Source organism: Xanthomonas pisi DSM 18956 (assembly GCF_001010415.1).
GTDB lineage: Bacteria > Pseudomonadota > Gammaproteobacteria > Xanthomonadales > Xanthomonadaceae > Xanthomonas > Xanthomonas pisi.
In genome coordinates this window covers 1-17,917 of sequence record NZ_JPLE01000042.1, presented here as the reverse complement: position 1 = coordinate 17,917, position 17,917 = coordinate 1, and the positions used below count along the sequence as shown (strand labels likewise).

11 protein-coding genes are annotated in these 17,917 nt (G+C 68.1%); 9 read left to right on the top strand and 2 right to left on the bottom strand.

The window, feature by feature from the left end:
- Positions 1–4: 4 nt before the first annotated feature.
- The 9 genes from Y887_RS10830 to Y887_RS10790 all read left to right on the top strand — a co-directional run bounded on the left by Y887_RS10830 (position 5) and on the right by Y887_RS10790 (position 15,188).
- Positions 5–1,297 carry a hypothetical protein gene (locus Y887_RS10830; protein ID WP_181113393.1) on the top strand — a complete coding sequence of 431 codons (1,293 nt, stop codon included), beginning with the start codon at positions 5–7 and terminating at the stop codon, positions 1,295–1,297.
- On the top strand, positions 1,279–2,247 hold the full coding sequence (locus tag Y887_RS10825) for a glycoside hydrolase family 113 (RefSeq protein WP_046964342.1): 969 nt from the start codon (positions 1,279–1,281) through the stop codon (positions 2,245–2,247). The genes Y887_RS10830 and Y887_RS10825 overlap by 19 nt, the downstream gene beginning before the upstream one ends.
- A gap of 302 nt (positions 2,248–2,549) precedes the next feature.
- The gene (pncB, locus tag Y887_RS10820; RefSeq protein WP_046964341.1) at positions 2,550–3,731 is read left to right on the top strand and encodes a nicotinate phosphoribosyltransferase; all 1,182 of its coding nucleotides are present in this window, start codon (positions 2,550–2,552) and stop codon (positions 3,729–3,731) included.
- 190 nt (positions 3,732–3,921) lie between these two features.
- Positions 3,922–4,377, top strand: a complete 456-nt coding sequence (gene bcsD, locus Y887_RS10815) for a cellulose biosynthesis protein BcsD (RefSeq protein WP_046964340.1) — start codon at positions 3,922–3,924, stop codon at positions 4,375–4,377.
- Positions 4,378–4,405: 28 nt separating this feature from the next.
- Positions 4,406–4,903, top strand: coding sequence for a hypothetical protein (locus Y887_RS10810; RefSeq protein ID WP_046964339.1), 498 nt, complete (start codon positions 4,406–4,408; stop codon positions 4,901–4,903).
- Between the two features lie 85 nt (positions 4,904–4,988).
- Positions 4,989–7,133 (top strand): UDP-forming cellulose synthase catalytic subunit, encoded by a 2,145-nt coding sequence (gene bcsA, locus Y887_RS10805; RefSeq protein ID WP_046964338.1) that lies wholly within the window; start codon positions 4,989–4,991, stop codon positions 7,131–7,133.
- A 50-nt stretch (positions 7,134–7,183) separates the two neighbouring features.
- Positions 7,184–9,499: a cellulose biosynthesis cyclic di-GMP-binding regulatory protein BcsB gene (gene bcsB, locus Y887_RS10800; protein WP_046964337.1), complete on the top strand. Its 2,316-nt coding sequence runs from the start codon at positions 7,184–7,186 to the stop codon at positions 9,497–9,499.
- A complete protein-coding gene (gene bcsZ, locus Y887_RS10795; RefSeq protein ID WP_046964336.1) occupies positions 9,496–10,677 on the top strand; it encodes a cellulose synthase complex periplasmic endoglucanase BcsZ in 1,182 nt (393 codons plus the stop codon). The genes bcsB and bcsZ overlap by 4 nt, the downstream gene beginning before the upstream one ends.
- Positions 10,659–15,188: a cellulose biosynthesis protein BcsC gene (locus Y887_RS10790; protein ID WP_046964335.1), complete on the top strand. Its 4,530-nt coding sequence runs from the start codon at positions 10,659–10,661 to the stop codon at positions 15,186–15,188. Before bcsZ ends, Y887_RS10790 begins: the two co-directional genes overlap by 19 nt.
- A 219-nt stretch (positions 15,189–15,407) precedes the next feature.
- Here Y887_RS10790 and Y887_RS10785 read toward each other — a convergent pair whose 3' ends face one another.
- Together Y887_RS10785 and Y887_RS10780 are read right to left on the bottom strand one after the other, a co-directional pair.
- On the bottom strand, positions 15,408–17,066 hold the full coding sequence (locus tag Y887_RS10785; protein ID WP_046964334.1) for a PA domain-containing protein: 1,659 nt from the start codon (positions 17,064–17,066) through the stop codon (positions 15,408–15,410).
- Entirely contained in the window at positions 17,059–17,472 is a 414-nt protein-coding gene (locus Y887_RS10780; RefSeq protein WP_046964333.1) for a post-PEP-CTERM-1 domain-containing protein, read from the bottom strand. Before Y887_RS10780 ends, Y887_RS10785 begins: the two co-directional genes overlap by 8 nt.
- Positions 17,473–17,917: the final 445 nt, after the last annotated feature.

Below are 17,917 nucleotides of genomic sequence, written 5' to 3'. Positions count from 1 at the left end.
GGCCGTGGTGGCGTTGTCGCTGCTGAGCCAGCCGTTGTTGGTGCAGTCGCTGGGCGCCGTTGCACCGACCAGCGCGCCCGGCATCGGTGTGCCGGCCAGCGGGCTGCTGGCATGGGCGGTGGATCTGGCGTTGCACCGTTGGGATCTGCCGTTTCAGGTATGGCCGTTCCTGGCGGTGGCTGCCAATGCGCTGTTCCTGTCGCTGCTGTGGCGCGATCTGGCCGGCGTGTTCGGGCGGGGCTGGGCCAGCGGGCTGACGTTGCTGGTGGGTTGCAACCCGCTGTTCCTGCTGCCGATCGCCGCGGGCGGCAGTCAGGCCGTGGGCCTGCTGGCGTTCTACGGGTTGTGCCGCACGCTGCGCCGCCTGCAGGCGCCGGTGGAAGCCTTCACCTACCTGCGTATCGCCGGGTGGCTGTGCATCCTGCTGTGCCTGGATCTGCAGACGTTGGCGCTGTCGACGATGGTGGCGCCGTGGCTGCTGCTGGTGATGCCGCCGCAGATGTTGCGCAAGGCGCCGGGCTCGTTCTACCTAGTGTGCTATCTGCCGTTTGCGTTTCTGGTCGGCATGTGGGCCTACGTCAATCTGACCGTGTTCAACGCGCCGTGGCCGACCTTGTCGAGCATCGGGCACGGGGCCAGTCCGCTGCCATTGCCTTTGGCCGCACAGGCCGAAGGCTGGGTGCCGGCGCTGCGCTGGGGCGTGGCGGCGGTGGCCTGCTTCCCGGTGTTGGCATTGGTACTACGGGCGCGCAACGGTGCGCTGATGCGTGGCGTGGTGGCCAGTGCCGGCACGGTGATCTGTGCGGCCGCACTCTCGTTCGCGCTCGGCTGGGCTGGCTTCGATGCCTTGTTGCTGCTGTGGGTGCCGGCGGCCTTGTTGCTGCGCGCCTTGCAGGCCGACCAGCGCAGCCAGGCTGCCGGATTGCTGCTGCTCGGCCTGATCGGCGCGGCCTGGGTACAACCGCAGGGCTGGGGCAGCTGGATGCGTGCGGCGCCTGCCGATGAACAGTCGCTGCTGCAGGGCGAGGCGGTGGTCGTGGCCGCGCCGGTATCGCTGCCGGTCGCGCGCGTGGCGACGCCGTCCGTCGTGGCCGCAGCGACTCCGTTGGCCGAGACGGATGCGGCGATCCAGACGCATGTGGCAGCGCGGATGAGCGCGGCCACGCCAGCCGGCCCTGCAACCGCCACCGTGCTCCAGCCGGAGGTGAGCCACGCAACGATGCGCGCGGGCAAGTGCGTGCAGGGCAGTGCAGGGTCCACCACCGAGGTGTCCGCCGCATGTGCAAGCGCGTTTTAATCCTCGCAGCGTTGCTCGCCGTGTGCCTGCTGGCCAATGGCTGCAACGCGGCCGCACCGATGTGGATGGGCGCCAACGTCAAGGTCTCGGCCAATGCGCCGTGGCAGAGCGCCGCCGCTGCGCAGTCGCTGGATGCGCTGGCCGGCACCGGTGCGCGCAAGGCGCTGCTGGTGGCATTCGTCTGGCAGGCGAACCCGCAATCGAACGACCCGGTGCTGGGCAGCGACAGCAGCCTGGATGCGATGCGGGCGGCGCTGCGGCAGAGTCATCGGTCCGGCCTGCAGCCCACGCTCAAGGTGCACGTGTGGGTGCCCGGTCACTGGGCCGGCGAGGTGGCGCCTGCTGATCAGGCAGCCTGGTTTGCGGCGTATCAAAAGGCGCTGCTGCCGCTGGCGCAGCTGGCCGAAGACGAACACGCCGAGGCGCTGGTGGTCGGCACCGAACTGCGCAAGCTGCAGGACGCACCGCAATGGCCCGCGTTGGTCGCGGCGGTGCGCAAGGTCTACCGCGGCAAGCTGCTGTACGTGGCCGACGGGATGGAACATGCGGAAACCTTCCGTTACTGGTCGCTGTTCGACGCGGTCGGCACCAGCCTGTATCCGCGGCTGTCCGATGCTGCCAGCGCGCGCGCTGCGGAAATGACTGCCGCCGCGCAGCGCCTGCAGGATCTGGGGCAACGCGTGGGCAAGCCGGTGTGGGTGGCCGAACTGGGCCTGCGCTCGGCACGCGGCAGCCTGGCGGCGCCGTGGGAAAGCCCGGAGCAACGGACCGCCGCGGTGGATACCCGCCTGCAACTGCAGGTGCTGCAGCAGTGGCGCACCGTGTTGCAGGCCCATGGCGTGGACGGCATCGCGCTGTGGTGCTGGTACACCGACCCTGCCGCCGGCGGACCCGGCGACAGCGACTTCACCGTGCAGGGCAAGCCGGCGCAGCAGGTGCTGGCACGTTGATGCAGTGAGGCGCGGCCGTTCCCGGCGACTAGCCGGTGCGGCCGTTGCGGGAGGTTGCCCCGCGTTGCAGGAGGCTCAGGAGTGGATCTGCGATCGGTGGCCTTGTGGATCTGACTGACGCCGCTGGCGCGTGACACCGAACAACCGATGGCCCGATGCGGCCTTGCGGACACCCACAGGATTCGACGCGGCCACCGTGCCGGAGCGTGCACCCTGAGCGCAGGGCGGGGGCGTGGCGGCCGGCGGTCCGCTCATGCCCAATGCACGCGCGGCCACCGCCGCTGCGGGCATAATCCGGCCGCATGATCATCCATTCGCTGCTCGACACCGACCTGTACAAATTCACCATGATGCAGGCGGTGCTGCATCAGCATCCGGCCGCGCAGGTCGATTACCGCTTCAAGTGCCGCACGCCTGGCGTGGATCTGGCGCAGTTCATCGATGAGATCTCGCGCGAGATCGATGCCTTGTGCCGGCTGCGCCTGCGCGAGGACGAGGTGGACTACCTGCGCAGCCTGCGTTTCATCAAGCCGGACTTCGCCGACTTCCTGGCGCTGTTCCATCTGGACCGCAAGTACCTGCAGCTGTCGGCGTCGACCACCCAGCCGGGCGAGATCGAGCTGACCATCCGCGGCCCGTGGCTGCACACCATCCTGTTCGAGGTGCCGCTGCTGGCGATCATCAACGAGGTGTGGTTCCGCAACACGTCCGAGCCGGATTTCGAAGAGGGCCGCAGCCGCCTGCGCGCCAAGGTGAGCAGCCTGCGCAACATGCCGGCCGGCTGCAAGATCGCCGACTACGGCACCCGTCGCCGTTATTCGCGGCACTGGCACGGCGAGCTGCTGCCGCTGCTGCGCGATGGCCTGGGCGGGCAGTTCGTGGGCACCAGCAACGTGTACTTCGCCAAGCACTACGGGCTGACCCCGCTGGGCACGATGGCGCACGAGTACCTGCAGGCGTTCCAGGCGCTGGGGCCGCGGCTACGCGACAGCCAGGTCGCCGCGCTGGAATCGTGGGCGCGCGAATACCGTGGCGATCTGGGCATCGCACTGTCGGACATCGTGGGGCTGGACGCGTTTCTGCGCGATTTCGACCTGTATTTCTGCAAGCTGTTCGACGGCATGCGCCACGACTCCGGCGACCCGTTCGAATGGGGCGAGCGGGTGATCGCGCACCTGGAAGCCCACCGCATCGATCCCAAGACCAAGGTGCTGGTCTTCAGCGATGGCCTCAACATCGACAAGGTGATGCGCCTGTACGCGCACTTCCACACCCGCTGCCGGCTGGCCTTCGGGGTGGGCACCAGCCTGACCAACGACCTGGGGCCGACGCCGTTGCAGATCGTCATCAAGATGGTCCGCTGCAACGGCCAGCCGGTGGCCAAGCTCAGCGATTCGCCCGGCAAGAGCATGTGCGAGGACGCCGGCTACCTGCGCTACCTGCGCGATGTGTTCGGTCTGCCGCCGATGCCCGAAGACGCCTGACCGGGGGCGGCAACGACTGACGCAGGCCGGCATTAACCGCCGAAAAGCGCCTGCGGCTGTCAGGGAATGCCCGGAAAAGTGAGATGCATCTCTCAATCGCTAGTTGGCAAACGTTAACATTGGCATCACGCTTGCATCACTTTTGGTGCAACCGTCGTATGTGACGTCCCTCCCTCGCGAAGCTTGTTGAATGCCTGCACTCGACCCCTTGTCGCTGTACCGCACGCGGAGCTGCTCCCGGCAGTGGCTGGGCTTTGTGCGGGCGATGGCCGAGGAGTTCGGCGCCGAGCTGCCCGAGCACGACCTGGCCACCTTGATGGCCCGGATCGGCCGCCGCTTCGCGCGCGAGCACAGGCTGGCGCCCTGCACCGCGCTGGACGAAGTGCAACAGGCCGCCAACGCGATCTGGGACAGCTGCGACTGGGGCCAGTGCACGATGGACGAACACCCAGACCATGTGCAGATCCGGCACGGCGGTGCGCCGTTGAGCGTGGCGCTGGACGGGGCCGCATGGAGCGACGGTTTCCTGCAGGGTGTGTATGAGGGATGGTTCCAGCAATTGGGGATGCTGGCAGGGCTGGCGGTGCAGAGCGCGCCGGCCGATACCGTCGATCTGCGCCTGTTTGTGTTGGCGCGGACGGCATGACCATGTGCGATCGGGCAAGGGGACTGTGATGGCACCGAAGAACACCAAAAACGCGCAGGGACACGACGATGTCTCGGGCCTGTTCGCGCGTCTGGGGACGCAGGCGAGCGAGGGATATCACGATTTTGCCTACACCCAGCTGCCGCCGCGCAAGCCGGGCGTGACGCCTGCCGAGGCGCCGGCAACGGGGCAGGCCGCGCCGGCTGCGCTGGAGGCTGTGGTGGCGCCGGTGCACGTGCCGGCAGCGACCTCAGTTGCAGCGGCCGCACCAGGCGCGCCGTCTGCTGACCGGTCGTCGCCTGCGATGCACGTCGCAGCACCTGCCGACCAGACCGTCGCCGGGTCGCCGGGCGATGCGCTGGCGCCGCTGCGCAGATTGCGGCAGCGCGAGGAGCCCGGCGCGCGCGGATTGCCGCCGCTGGAGCGACCGGCGCAGACACCGTTGGAACAACTGTTCCAGCGCCTGCTGCAGGCCGACGCGCGCAGTTCTGCGCACAGCCCGCTGCAGCGCCTGCGCTCGCGTTGACGCCTCAGTTCCGTCCTTCCCGGCAAGCGCGTCATGCAATTGCCGCTGTGTTGCCGCACGTCTGCCACGTTTCCAGGATTGCCCGATGACCACAGCCCGCCTCCGTTCCGCATCACCGTTGCCCACGCTGGCAACCTGGGCGCTGTGGCTGCTGGGCGGCCTGCTGCTGGTGTTCGTGGTTGCCGTGCCGATGGATGTCACCCAGCAGATGGTGTTTTCCGGCGTGCTGTTCGCGGTGGCGCTGGCGGTGCGCAACCGTGGCGGGCGGGTGGTCATCCTGATGATGATGAGCATGTCGCTGGCGGTGTCGTGCCGCTACATCTGGTGGCGCATGACCCAGACCATGGGCGTGGGCAGCGCGGTGGATTTCATTCTCGGCCTGGGCCTGCTCGGTGCGGAGCTGTATGCGTTCGTGATCCTGGTGCTGGGCTATTTCCAGGTGTTGTGGCCGCTCAATCGCAAGCCGGCGCCATTGCCTGCCGACCAGAGCCTGTGGCCGAGCGTGGACGTGTTCATCCCCACCTACAACGAGCCGTTGTCGGTGGTGCGCACCACCGTGCTGGCTGCCAGCGTGATCGATTGGCCGGCCGGCAAGATCACCATCCACCTGCTCGATGACGGACGCCGCGACGAGTTCCGCGAGTTCTGCGCCGAGGTCGGCATCAACTACGTCACCCGCACCAATAACGCGCACGCCAAGGCCGGCAACATCAATGCGGCGTTGAAGAAGTGCAGCGGTCAATACGTGGCCATTTTCGATTGCGACCATATCCCGACCCGCTCGTTCCTGCAGGTGGCGATGGGCTGGTTTCTGCGCGACACCAAGCTGGCGCTGGTGCAGATGCCGCACTATTTCTTTTCGCCGGATCCGTTCGAGCGCAACCTCGATACGCATGGCAAGGTGCCCAACGAAGGCGAGCTGTTCTACGGTCTGTTGCAGGATGGCAACGACCAGTGGAATGCCACGTTCTTCTGCGGCTCGTGCGCGGTGATCAAGCGCACCGCGCTGGAAGAGGTTGGCGGTGTGGCGGTGGAAACCGTGACCGAAGATGCGCATACCGCGCTCAAACTGCAGCGTCGCGGCTACCGCACCGCGTATCTGGCGGTGCCGCAGGCGGCGGGACTGGCCACCGAGAGCCTGTCCGGGCATGTGGCGCAGCGCATCCGCTGGGCGCGCGGCATGGCGCAGATCGCGCGCATCGATAATCCGTTGCTCGGTCGCGGGCTCAAGCTGTCGCAGCGGCTGTGCTATCTCAACGCGATGCTGCACTTTTTCTACGGGCTGCCGCGCATCATCTATCTCACCGCGCCGCTGGCGTACCTGTTCTTCGGCGCGCATGTGATCCAGGCATCGGCGTTGATGATCCTGGCCTACGCGCTGCCGCACATCCTGCAGGCCAATCTGACCAACCTGCGCGTGCAGAGCCGCTTCCGGCATCTGTTGTGGAACGAGGTCTACGAGACCACGCTGGCCTGGTACATCTTCCGCCCCACGCTGGTGGCCTTGCTCAATCCCAAGCTCGGCAAGTTCAACGTCACGCCCAAGGGCGGGCTGGTGGCGCGCAGTTATTTCGATGCGCAGATCGCCAAGCCGTATCTGTTCCTGCTGCTGCTCAATGTGGTCGGCGTGGTCGCCGGCGTGCTGCGGCTGATCTATGTCGGCGGCAGCGGCGAGCAGCAGACGATCTGGTTCAACCTGGCCTGGACGCTCTACAACATGGTACTGCTGGGCGCCACGATCGCCACGGCCAGCGAAACCCGCCAGGTGCGCAGCGCGCACCGTGTGCCGCTGGATATCCCGGTCAATCTGTACCTGCCCGACGGCGCGGTGCTGGCATGCCGCTCGGTGAATTTTTCCACCGGCGGCATGGCGATCAAGCTCGCGCAGCCGCAGCCGATCGAACCCGGCTTGGCGGTGCAGATCGGACTCAGTCATCGCGGCATCGAGCAGACCTTGCCGGCCGTGGTGCGGCAGGACCGCGATGGCCAGGTCAGCGTGCAGTTCACCGCGATGTCGATGGAGCAGGAGCGCTGGCTGGTGGCGTCCACCTTCGCGCGCGCCGATATCTGGTTGTCGCAATGGGGCCAGCACGATCGCGATTCGTTCTGGCGCTCGATGGGCCAGGTCTTGGCGGCCAGTGCGCGCGGGTTCGGGCGCCTGGGCCGGCATATGGTGGATAGCACGCGCCAGGGGTTCCGTCCGGCACGCGCGGTGGATCTGGAGTCGTGAGCGTGATGCGTGGTCGTTCCCTTTCCCTTTCCCCTGCAAAGAAACAACTGATGCGAATGTCCCCGGCGGTGTTGACCTGCGCGCTCACGCTTCTGGCCGGTCTGGCGCAGGCGCAACAACCGGTGCCGGCTGCGCAGGCCGGCGGCGATGCGCAGAGCGCGGCGGCAACCGCGATTGCACCGGCGGCGCCTGCATCGCTGCCCGCCGGCAGCACGCGCTCGGCCACGCTGCGCGATCTGGGCATCGATTACGAAATCACCTTGCGCGGCGTGCAGGGCAGTGCCGGTGTGCCTTTCAGTGTGCGCAGCGACGAAATCGTCACCGCCGCCACGCTCAACCTGAAATACAGCTACTCACCGTCGCTGCTGCCGGACCTGTCGCACGTCAAGGTCACCATCAACGGCGTGACCGTTGCGACCTTGCCCACCGACAAGGCCAACGCCGGCAAGTTGCTCTCGGCCGATCTGCCGGTCGATCCGCGGCTGATCACCGACTACAACCAGCTCAACCTGCAACTCATCGGGCATTACACGCGCGAGTGCGAAGACCCCGACCACAGCAGCCTGTGGGCGAATGTGGACGCGGCCACCAGCCTGTCGTTGACCACCACGCCGCTGGCGCTGGCCAATAACCTGGCGCTGCTGCCGGTGCCGTTTTTCGATGTGCGCGATACGCGGCGCCTGGAGCTGCCGTTCTATTTCCCGCAGCAACCGGACATGGCCACGCTGCAGGCCGCCGGCACGGTCGCCTCGTGGTTCGGCACCCTGGCCGGGTACCGTGGCGCGGTGTTTCCGGCCTCGACCAGCGCCCTGCCGGCCACCGGCAACGCGGTGGTGTTCGCCACGCCCAATACCTTGCCTGCGCAGTTCGCCACCGCCGACAGCGGCGTGGCCGATATCCGCGGGCCGACGGTTGCGGTGGTGGTCAACCCGACCGATCCCAACGGCAAGCTGCTGCTGGTGCTCGGCCGCAACACCGACGATCTGCAGCGCGCGGCCACCGCGCTGGCGCTGCGCGCGCCGCTGACCGGTGCGGTGGCGCGGATCGGCGAGATGTCCGCACCCACGCCGCGTCAGCCATACGACGCGCCCAAATGGGTTTCCAGCGAGCATCCGGTGCGCTTCGGCGACCTGGTCACCCAGTCCGGCGTGCTCAACGTCACCGGCTATCACCCGGACCTGATCCGGGTCGGCCTGCAGCTGCCGCCGGACCTGTTCGTGTGGGAGCGCGACGGCATTCCGGTGGCGCTGAAGTACCGCTACACGTTGCCGGAGCAGGACAACAAGTCGGCGCTCAACGTCAGCATCAACGAGTCGTTCGTGACCACCTTGCCGCTGACCGGCCGCCCGTTCGCCGAATCCACGCCGATGCGCTGGTGGAACAGCCTGGGTACGCGCGGCAGCATGCCGGTGCATCAGGATCTGAAACTGCCGGTGGGCGCGTTTTCGGCCAACAGCCAGCTGCGCTTCCACTTCTTCTTCGATCGCCCGCAAGGCGAGGCCTGCAAGAACACCTTCCCGGATGTGTCCGGCGCCATCGATGCCGATTCCACCATCGACCTGAGCGGCTTCCACCACTACATGGCGATGCCGAACCTGGCTGCGTTCGCCAATGCCGGCTACCCGTTCACGCGGTTGGCCGATCTGTCCGAATCGGCGATCGTGCTGCCCAATAACCCGGGCGACCAGGATCTGGGCAATGTGCTGACCTTGCTCGGCCGGTTCGGTGCGTCCACCGGCTACCCGGCGCTGCATGCGCAGATCATCGCCGCCAGCGCGGTGAAGCAGCATGCCGATCGCGATCTGTTGCTGCTGGGCAGCGCCGAGTCGCAACCGCTGTTCAAGCAATGGCGCGCGCAGCTGCCGGTGGGCCAGGACGGGCAGAATCGCCGCATCGGCCTCACCGATTGGCTGTTCGACAAACTGCCCGGCTTCCTGTCGTTCGACGCGCGTCGCACCGACCTGCCGACCACCACCGACATCGCGTTGCAGCCGCAGCCCGACGACGTGTTGCTGATGGGCTTCGAATCGCCGTTGCAATCCGGCCGCAGCGTGGTCGCGTTTCAGACCGAAGACCCGGCCAACATGAGCCGTCTGTTCGATGCCTGGTTCGACCCGGCGTTGCTCAAGGATTTCCAGGGCAGCGTGGTGTTGCTGCAGCAGAAGAAGGTCACCAGCCTGGTCGGCAACCAGACCTATTACGTGGGCCATCTGCCGTTGCCGACCTGGCTGCGCTGGTACTTCTCGCATCACCCGGTCTGGCTGGCCTTGACCGTGGTGCTGCTGGCGCTGCTGCTGGCACTGGCCGCGCGCGTACTGCTGCGCCGGCATACCGCCGAGCGCCTCAACGACGGCCACGGCGCATGAACGCGCACGCGCGCGCTAGCGTCATGACGCGCCGCGGCCTGCTGCGCGCCGGTGCCCTGGCGTCGGTGGCCGCGCTGTTGCCGGCCGGCGCGCTGGCGGCGCCGGCACAGTGCGGCGCCTGGCCGCTGTGGAATGCGTTCGTGTCCAAGCACATCCAGCCCGACGGCCGGGTGGTGGACTTCCTCAACGCCGATCAACGCTCTACCTCCGAAGGCCAGTCGTACGCGCTGTTCTTCGCGCTGGTGGCCAACGACCAGGTGCTGTTCGACAAGGTACTGGGCTGGACCCGGCACAACCTGTGCGGTGGCCGCCCGGATCTCAATCTGCCGGCCTGGTTGTGGGGCCGCGATGGCAGCGGCGACTGGCGCGTGCTCGATGCCAATACCGCCAGCGATGGCGAGTTGTGGATCGCTTACGCCTTGCTGGAAGCCGGCCGGCTGTGGAACCGGCCCGGTTACGGCAAGGCCGGCCAGCAGATCCTGCAACTGATGCGTACCCAGGAAGTGGCTGCACTGCCCGGCCTGGGGCCGATGTTGTTGCCCGGCCGCAGCGGCTTTGTCGAACCCGGCCGCTGGACGCTCAATCCCAGTTATCTGCCGATCCAGGTGCTGCGCCGCTGCGCCAACGCCGACCCCAAGGGGCCATGGGCGGCGATTGCCGCCAACACGGCGCGCGTGCTGCGCGACAGTGCGCCGGTCGGTTTTGCGCCGGATTGGACGGTGTGGGACGGCAAGGCCTTCGGCGCCGATCCCAAGCGCGGCAATCTCGGCAGCTACGATGCCATCCGCGTCTACCTGTGGGCCGGCATGCTGGACGCCGGCGAGCCGCTGCGCGCGACGTTGCTGCAGGATTTGTCCGGCCCGGCCGACCTGCTCGCCGCGGGCACCGCATTTGCCGAAAAGATCGACACCGCGCGCGGCGTAGGCACCGGCGCCGTGCCGGTGGGGTTTTCCGCCGCCTTGCTGCCGTACCTGAGCGCGCTGCGGCAGCCCGCGCTGCTCAAGGCGCAGGTACAGCGGATTCCGCTGGCCGCCACACCGGCCGCCGCGGCGCTGCCGTATTTCGAACGCACGCTGGCCCTGTTCGGACAGGGCTGGCTTGAGAACCGCTACCGCTTTGCCGCAGACGGGCGCCTGCTGCCCGCCTGGAGAACGCCTGCATGCTCCGCAAAAACCTGACGCCGCTCTATCTGGCCGGCATGATCGACCTGTGCCTGCTCGCCTCGCCGGTGCACGCGCAGACCAGCGCGACCCAGCAACTGGTCGGGCAGGGCAACTACTGGCACGACCAGGGGCGCGACGACCTGGCCGCCGACACCTGGAAAAAGCTGCTCGGCATCGATCCGGACCAGCCCGACGCCTTGCTCGGTCTGGCACAGATCGATCTGGCGCAGGGCCGTCAGTCCGAAGCGCGCAAGCGTCTGCAGCAATTGGAAGCCGCGCATCCGCAATCGCCGCAGGCGCAGCGCCTGCGCGTGGCGATCGGTGCGCGCGGCAGCGCCACTGCCGGCGAAGATCCCAACCTGCGCACTGCGCGCCGCGCCGCCGCGGCCGGACGTTACGTGGAAGCGGCGCGCAGCTATGAAGCCGTGTTCGCCGGCAAGGCGCCGCCGCCCAACCTGGCGCTGGAGTACTACCAATCGTTGGCCGGCACGCCAACCGGTTGGGAGCGCGCGCGCGACGGTCTGCGCAGGCTGCAGGCCAGCGACCCGGCCAACCCGTCCGTGCAGCTGGCGCTGGCGCAGGTGTTGAGCTACCGCGAGCCCACCCGTCGCGAAGGCATCGCGCAATTGCGCACGCTGGCCCAACGCGCCGATGTCGGTGGCCCGGCGCGCACCAGCTGGCGCCAGGCGCTGCTGTGGCTCAACGCCAGCCCCACCGATACACCGCTGTACCAGGCATTTCTGGCCGGTACGCCGACCGATGCCGAAGTGACCGCCAAGCTCGGTCAATTGCGCGAACAACGCACGGCTGCCGCCGCTGCGCCCGCCGATCCCAACGGCATCGCGCTCAGCGAAGGCTTTCGCGCGCTCAATGCCGGCAATCTGAGCACGGCCGAACAACGCTTCACCCAGGTGCTGCGCGCCCGCGCGCGCGACCCGGAAGCATTGGGCGGCCTGGGCTCGGTGCGGCTGCGTCAGCAACGCTTTGCCGAAGCGCAGGAACTGCTGCGCCCGGCCGCGGCCAGCAGCGGCAAATGGAAAGGTGCGCTGGACAGCGCGCGCTACTGGCAACAGCTGCAGCAAGCTGAAGCCGCGCGCGCGCGCGGAGACATCGCGCAGGCACGCCAGTTGGTGGAGCAGTCGGTGCAGTTGTTGCCCAACGAGCCGGCCGGCCATGTCGCGCTGGGCGGTCTGCAAAGCGCCAGTGACCCGGTCGCGGCCGAAGCCAGTTATCGCAAGGCGCTGTCACGCGATGCCGATAACGCCGGCGCCTTGCAGGGCCTGGTCGGGCTGTACAGCCGCCAGGGCCGCATGACCGAAGCCAGCGAATTGTTCAATCGCCTGCCGGCTGCCGAGCGCGCCAAGTCCGGCGGGCAAGCCTTGCTGCGTTCCAACGTGCAGCGCGCCCGCGCGCGGCAAGCGCTGGAGGCCGGCGATGCGGTCAGCGCGCAGGCCGAGCTGGAAGCGGCCATGGTCGAGCGTCCCGGCGACGCCTGGATTCGCCTGGATCTGGCGCGTCTGTATCAACAGGCCGGCCGCCCCGACCAGGCGCGCAGCGTCATGGATGGCCTGCTTGCCGCGCACGGCGACCAGCCCGAAGCGCTGCACGCCAACGCCTTGCTCGCGCAGGAAAGCGGCGACTGGCAGGGCGCGTACGACAGCCTGGATCGCATTCCGGCGGCCGCGCGCACGCCGGAAATGACCCAGCTGCGCACCATCGCCTGGATCGAATTGCAGGCACGTCAGGCGCGGCTGTTGGTGGAGCAGGGCAGGGTCGGCGAGGCGCAGCAGTTGCTCGCGCGCACCGAAACCGCGCTGGGCAACCAGCTCGACGATCCGCAGTTGCTGGCCACCCTGGCCGGCGCGCATGCCGACGCCGGCAATGCCTCGCGCGCGCTGGTGCTGGCGCAGCGCCTGGTCACCGGCGCCAATCCGCGCACCGAAGACCGCCTGCAATACGCCGGCGTGCTGCTGCGCGCGCATCAGGACGCCGAGTTGTCGGCGGTGCTGCGCCAGCTGCAGGCCACCACCCTGACGCCGGAGCAATTGCGCCGCTATCAACGCCTGCGCAGCGCCTACACGCTGCGCCAGGTGGATGCCTTGCGCGAGCTCGGCAATCTGGAAGGCGCCTACGACGCGCTGTCGCCGATCCTGGCGCAGCAACCGGACAACCGCGACGCCCAGGCGGCATTGGCAAGGCTGTACGCCGCCGCCGGCGATCAACGCCAGGCGCTGGCGATCTATCAGCAGATCCTGCAGCGCCACCCCAACGATCTGGACACGCTCACTGCCGCCGCCAACAGCGCCGCCGCGCAGTCGGATCTGCGCAACGCCGAGAGTTATCTGCAGCGCGCGCTGGCGCAGGCGCCGGAGTCGCCGGAGGTGCTGGCCGCCGCCGGGCGCGTGTACCGCAGCGCCGGCAAGAACCGCAAGGCCGAGCAGTATTTCCGCGCAGCGCTGGCCGCGCAGCAACGCCAGGCCGGCCAGCTCGATAACGGCCTGCCGGGTGCACGTGGCCCGGCAGCGGTGGCCTCGGCCGGTCGGCCGCTCAATCCGTTCTCCGGCATGACCGGCGCCATGCCGCGCTCGCCGGCGGTGCTGTCCGAGCGCATGGATGGCGCTGGCATGGATGGCGGGGGTGCGCCGCTCGCCGCGCCGCCGGCCTCGGCCCGGTTCGCCGCGGTTGCGCCGGTTGGTGCATCCATGGACACCGGCGGCGATGTGTTGCCGCAACCGGTCCGCGCCAGCGTCGCGGCGGCCATGCTGCCTGCGCCCGGCAGCCGCCCGCGCGGATCGGTGCGCGACGACGGGCTGCTGGCCACGCGCGCTGCCGCGCCGATCGGCGCGGACGCCGGTCCGCGCCTGACAAGACCTGCCGCCCAGGCGCTACCGCCGGCCGGTAGCGGCAACAGCGTGCTCGACGAACTGCGCGCCGTGCAATCGGAAAACAGCGACAATCTGGCCGGCGGCGCGCTGTATCGCGCACGCGATGGCGAAGACGGCCTGGGCCGGCTGGACGACATCGAAATGCCGGTGCAGGCCGAATTCGCGGTGGGCGACGGCAAACTCGGCGTCACGCTGACCCCTACCGTGGTGGATGCCGGCACGCTGACCACCGATTACGCCACCGCCAGTCGCTTCGGCGCCGGCCCGCAGACTGCAGTCAACGACGCGCTTGCCGCCGACCGCAGCCCGATCGACACGCTGACCAGTTCTGGGGTGTATCAGTTGCTCGCCACCCAGGGCGATACCGTCGCCACGCGCGAACGCCTGCGTCGTTATGCCTTGAATACCGGGCTGTTCGGCGAGCTACTGACCGAAAACAACAACAGCACGCCGGCTGCGTTGGCCGCGCTGGCCAACGAGCCGCTGCCGGCGTATCTGCTCAGCGTCAACGCGTCCAACACGCCGATTGCGCAGCTGGCGCGCGACATCCTCGGCAATACCGCGATCAGCGAACAGCTGGCCGCTGGCGACGGTGCCGCGTTGCAGGCGCTGGCCAGCAGCTCCGCCGCCGCGCAGCAGACGCCGACCTCGCTGGCGGCCACGCTCAACAGCATGGCCGCCAGCGGCAACGGTGCGCGCCGGCTCAGCCAGGACGACACCGGCGTGGGTGTCGGCGTGCGCTATCGCAACGGCGGTTTCAGCGCCGACGTGGGCAGCACGCCGATCGGGTTCCAGGAGCAGAACATCGTCGGTGGCGTCGGCTATCGCGGCGACCTCGGCGAGACGGTGAGCTGGTCGGCCGATGCGTCGCGGCGCGCGGTCACCGACAGCGTGCTGTCGTTCGCCGGGGCGCAGGATGCGCGCAGCGGCCGCGAATGGGGCGGCGTCACCAGCAACGGCATCGCGCTCTCGGCGACCGCCGACAACGGCCTGCTCGGTGGATATGCCAATCTCGCCGCGCACCGCTTGACCGGTCACAACGTGGCCGAGAACGACCACCGCCAGGCCGACCTGGGCTTCTACGTGCATGCGCTGGAAACGCAGAACCAGTCGCTGACCGCCGGCGTCAATCTGACCGCCATGCAGTACGACAAGAATCTCAGCGGCTTCACGTACGGCCACGGCGGTTACTTCAGCCCGCAGGAATATGTGGACCTCGGCTTCCCGGTGCATTGGAGCGGCCGCAGCGCGGGGCAGAGCGTCAACTGGAAGGTCGATGCCAGTGTGGGCGTGCAGCATTTCAAGACCGATCCAACGCCGTATTTCCCCACCGACCCGACCCTGCAGCAGGCTGCCTACGATGCGGCATCGCTGGCGGCGCTGCTGGGCCTGGTCGACCGCTACACCGACCCGGTCTATGCGGGCGAGAGCCGCACCGGCGTGTCGTACAACCTCAGTGGCGCAGCCGAATGGCAGGTGGCCCCGCAGCTGTTCCTGGGTGGGCGCATGACGTTCAATAACGCACGCGACTACAACCAGTTCAGCAGCAATCTCTATCTGCGCTTTGTGATGGATCGCCTGGGCGCCGCACTGGGCCGCGCACCGCAGGTACTGACCTCGCCGTATGCGGCGGACCGCTGAGGCTAGGGCGGCGTCGCCGGCCCGCGACATGCGGGGCGGGCAGTCGCCGCTTCCCTGGCCGGGCAGCGGCGTCGAAGTAGGTGCAGTATTCGTGCGTGCGTGCGTGCGTGCCGTGCATCGCACATCGCTGTGCATGGCAGCGTGGGTTGCATCCACGCGCACAAACGAACGGCGCCTTCCGGCGCCGTCCGCATCCCCATCAAGTGACGCGCGCTCGCCTTAGGGGCGAACCTTGGTGGCGCAGATGAAGGTTGCCGCCTGCTGCACGCGGCTGATCGCACCCTGGTCTTCCAGTTCGCGGATGTGATCGTTCATGCAGGTCAGATAACCGAAGCGGTTACCGGCATTCTGCGTCTTGCACAGGCTGCTCTCGGCGGTCAGGTTCGCGCCGACGATCAGACCGCCGGTTTCCACCGTCGGCACCAGCGTATTGCAGTTGCCCAGGCGGGTCAGGCCGCGGTTCAAGGTCCAGCCGATATCGGCAAACATCGCCGGGGTCAGGTCGATGTTCAGATGCGCCTGCACTTCCGGCGTATCGAACGGTTCCATCAGCGCGTTGGGCTGGAGGTCGGTATCGAAGTGCGAGAAGGTCGAGCCACCGGCCACCACGCTGGGCGAATACAACCGCGTGCGGCCGGCGCTGTCGGTACCCTGCAGCAGGTCCGGGTCCTCGTACAGGCCTGCCACCACTGCGCTGGCGCCCTTGAGTCGCGCGCCATCGGCCTGCGACACCATGATCGCCGGAATGGTGATGTCGGTGATCGGCGGCGCGGCATTGCCCATGGTCTGCACGCCAGCGGCGTTGTTGGCCACGATCACGCCGACCGCACCGTTGAGCTGGGCGTTCTTGACCTTGATCGCGAACGCGCAGGTGCCGCGGTCGATCAGCGCCACCTTGCCGGCCACCTCGGCCGCATTGACGAACGGCGTTTCGCAGCCATCGGTGGCCGAGGGGGCCGCAGCGCCGTCATTGATGGTCACTACCGCGCGCGCCGGGAAATTGCCGGCGGTGGCCAGCGGCCCGAAGCTGGCAAAGCCCACTTCGAACTTGCCGGCCGCAGCGGCCGGCGCGCTGACCTGCAGCAGCGTGCGCGGGTCCAGGATCAAGGCCGCCTCGCGGTTGACGCGGGTGCCGGCCCACACCGTGCGGCCGGGCGTGCGCATCGCTTCGGCGCGCAAGGCATTGGTCATGGTCGGGTCGTCGAAACGCTTGTTCTGCACGTTATCGAAGGCCTGCGAGGTGTAGACGTCGGTCAGCCCGCTGCCCGAACCGAGCACGCCGGTGGTCTTGTTGAGGAACCCGGCAGCGCCCAGGCCGTGGCCGATTTCGTGCATCACCACGTTGAGGAAGTTGATCTGGCCTTCCGGGGTCTTGCCGTCCAGGCCCAGATACCAGCCCGAACCGGCCAGGCAGTCGTCCTTGCCCAGATCGCCGTTGAATTGCGAAAACACATCGGCCGGGTCGGCCGGATCCGGTACCAGGTCCTGGCCGGCGATCGCATCGCCCAGCGCCGACGGATACAGCGTATTGGCCTTGGCCCCGGGGAAGTTGTTGACGATCCAGTTCGGCCCCGCCTGCCCCAGCGTGCCGCCGGTGGCGGTGCAGGTCAGCCGCGCGAACGAGGCATAGACCTTGATCTCGACGTTGCTCTGCAGCACCGCGCCCCACAGGTCCATGGCGTACTGGTAGGCGATGCGACGCTGTTCGCCGACCGAACGCCCGGGATTGCCGCCCAACGGTGCGGCGGCGGTGGGGTCGTTCAGCCCGACCACGGTGCCGGCATCGCCATTGATCAGCGTGACGTTGGCGGCGGATGCATGCAGCGGCGCCAGCGCCGCGCCCACGGCCAGGGATAACAGCAACAAGGGCTTATTCATGCGGCAGCGCTCCGTGCTCGGCGTGGGCGGGTTGGGTGTCGGCGTCGTCGCTGTGCTCGATCACGATGCGGCCATCGGCCTGGCGGGTCGCGGTCAACGAGCTCATTTGCGTGGCCGGCAACTTGCGCGCCACGGTGCCATTGGGCAGGCGACGCTCGGTGGCGCGGGCGGCCGCCTCGGTTTGCGGCACCGTCGTGCGGGTCGCCGCACTGCGGGCAGCCGCGCCTGCCTGCTGGTCCAGCGCCGCGCTCTCGGCGTCGGTCAGCGGACGCAGCTTGCCGGTAGCGGGATCGATACCGACCTTGGAACTGCTGGTTGCAGCCTCCTGCGCCATGGCCAAGGCCGGCAGGCAGAGGACGCACAACACACCGGACAGCATCCATCCGGGCTTACGAAAGCTCATCATCGTTGGGGTTTCCTTGAGTCCAACAGGGAAAAGGGACGCCGCGCAGACACCGGCATCGGGGAATCCTTCCGTTTCAGTCTGTTCATGACTGAATCATGAATCCGTGATGTGTGTCAATCTTTTGACATGTGGGCCGCTGAATGCGAAGCGACAGCCTGAAACGGTTATCGCTGCACTTGCGCTTCAATAATTTCAGGAAGTCCAGCAGTAGCCGGTACCCGGATTGGCCAGATTTTTGACGCGAACCAACTGGGCCGGACGCTTTCCTCCCATGGTCCCGACAGCCAGTTCGCGCCCGCCAAGGTCCGGACGACTTACTCCTTCTCCCATCGGGAGAAGGTGCCCCGAAGAGGCGGATGAGGGTACGGGCGAAGCCTAGTGGTGGGTGAGAGCAGTGATGCGAGTGCACCTGCGCTTCGCTCCCGCACCCTCACCCTCACCCTCA

Excerpts from the sequence above, each read along its gene's own strand:
- Y887_RS10825 (WP_046964342.1), top strand. The coding sequence starts at position 1,279 with ATGTGCAAGCGCGTTTTAATCCTCGCAGCGTTGCTCGCCGTGTGCCTG.
- pncB (WP_046964341.1), top strand. The coding sequence starts at position 2,550 with ATGATCATCCATTCGCTGCTCGACACCGACCTGTACAAATTCACCATG.
- bcsD (WP_046964340.1), top strand. The coding sequence starts at position 3,922 with ATGCCTGCACTCGACCCCTTGTCGCTGTACCGCACGCGGAGCTGCTCC.
- Y887_RS10810 (WP_046964339.1), top strand. The coding sequence starts at position 4,406 with ATGGCACCGAAGAACACCAAAAACGCGCAGGGACACGACGATGTCTCG.
- bcsA (WP_046964338.1), top strand. The coding sequence starts at position 4,989 with ATGACCACAGCCCGCCTCCGTTCCGCATCACCGTTGCCCACGCTGGCA.
- bcsB (WP_046964337.1), top strand. The coding sequence starts at position 7,184 with ATGCGAATGTCCCCGGCGGTGTTGACCTGCGCGCTCACGCTTCTGGCC.
- bcsZ (WP_046964336.1), top strand. The coding sequence starts at position 9,496 with ATGAACGCGCACGCGCGCGCTAGCGTCATGACGCGCCGCGGCCTGCTG.
- Y887_RS10790 (WP_046964335.1), top strand. The coding sequence starts at position 10,659 with ATGCTCCGCAAAAACCTGACGCCGCTCTATCTGGCCGGCATGATCGAC.
- Y887_RS10785 (WP_046964334.1), bottom strand. The coding sequence starts at position 17,066 with ATGAATAAGCCCTTGTTGCTGTTATCCCTGGCCGTGGGCGCGGCGCTG.
- Y887_RS10780 (WP_046964333.1), bottom strand. The coding sequence starts at position 17,472 with ATGATGAGCTTTCGTAAGCCCGGATGGATGCTGTCCGGTGTGTTGTGC.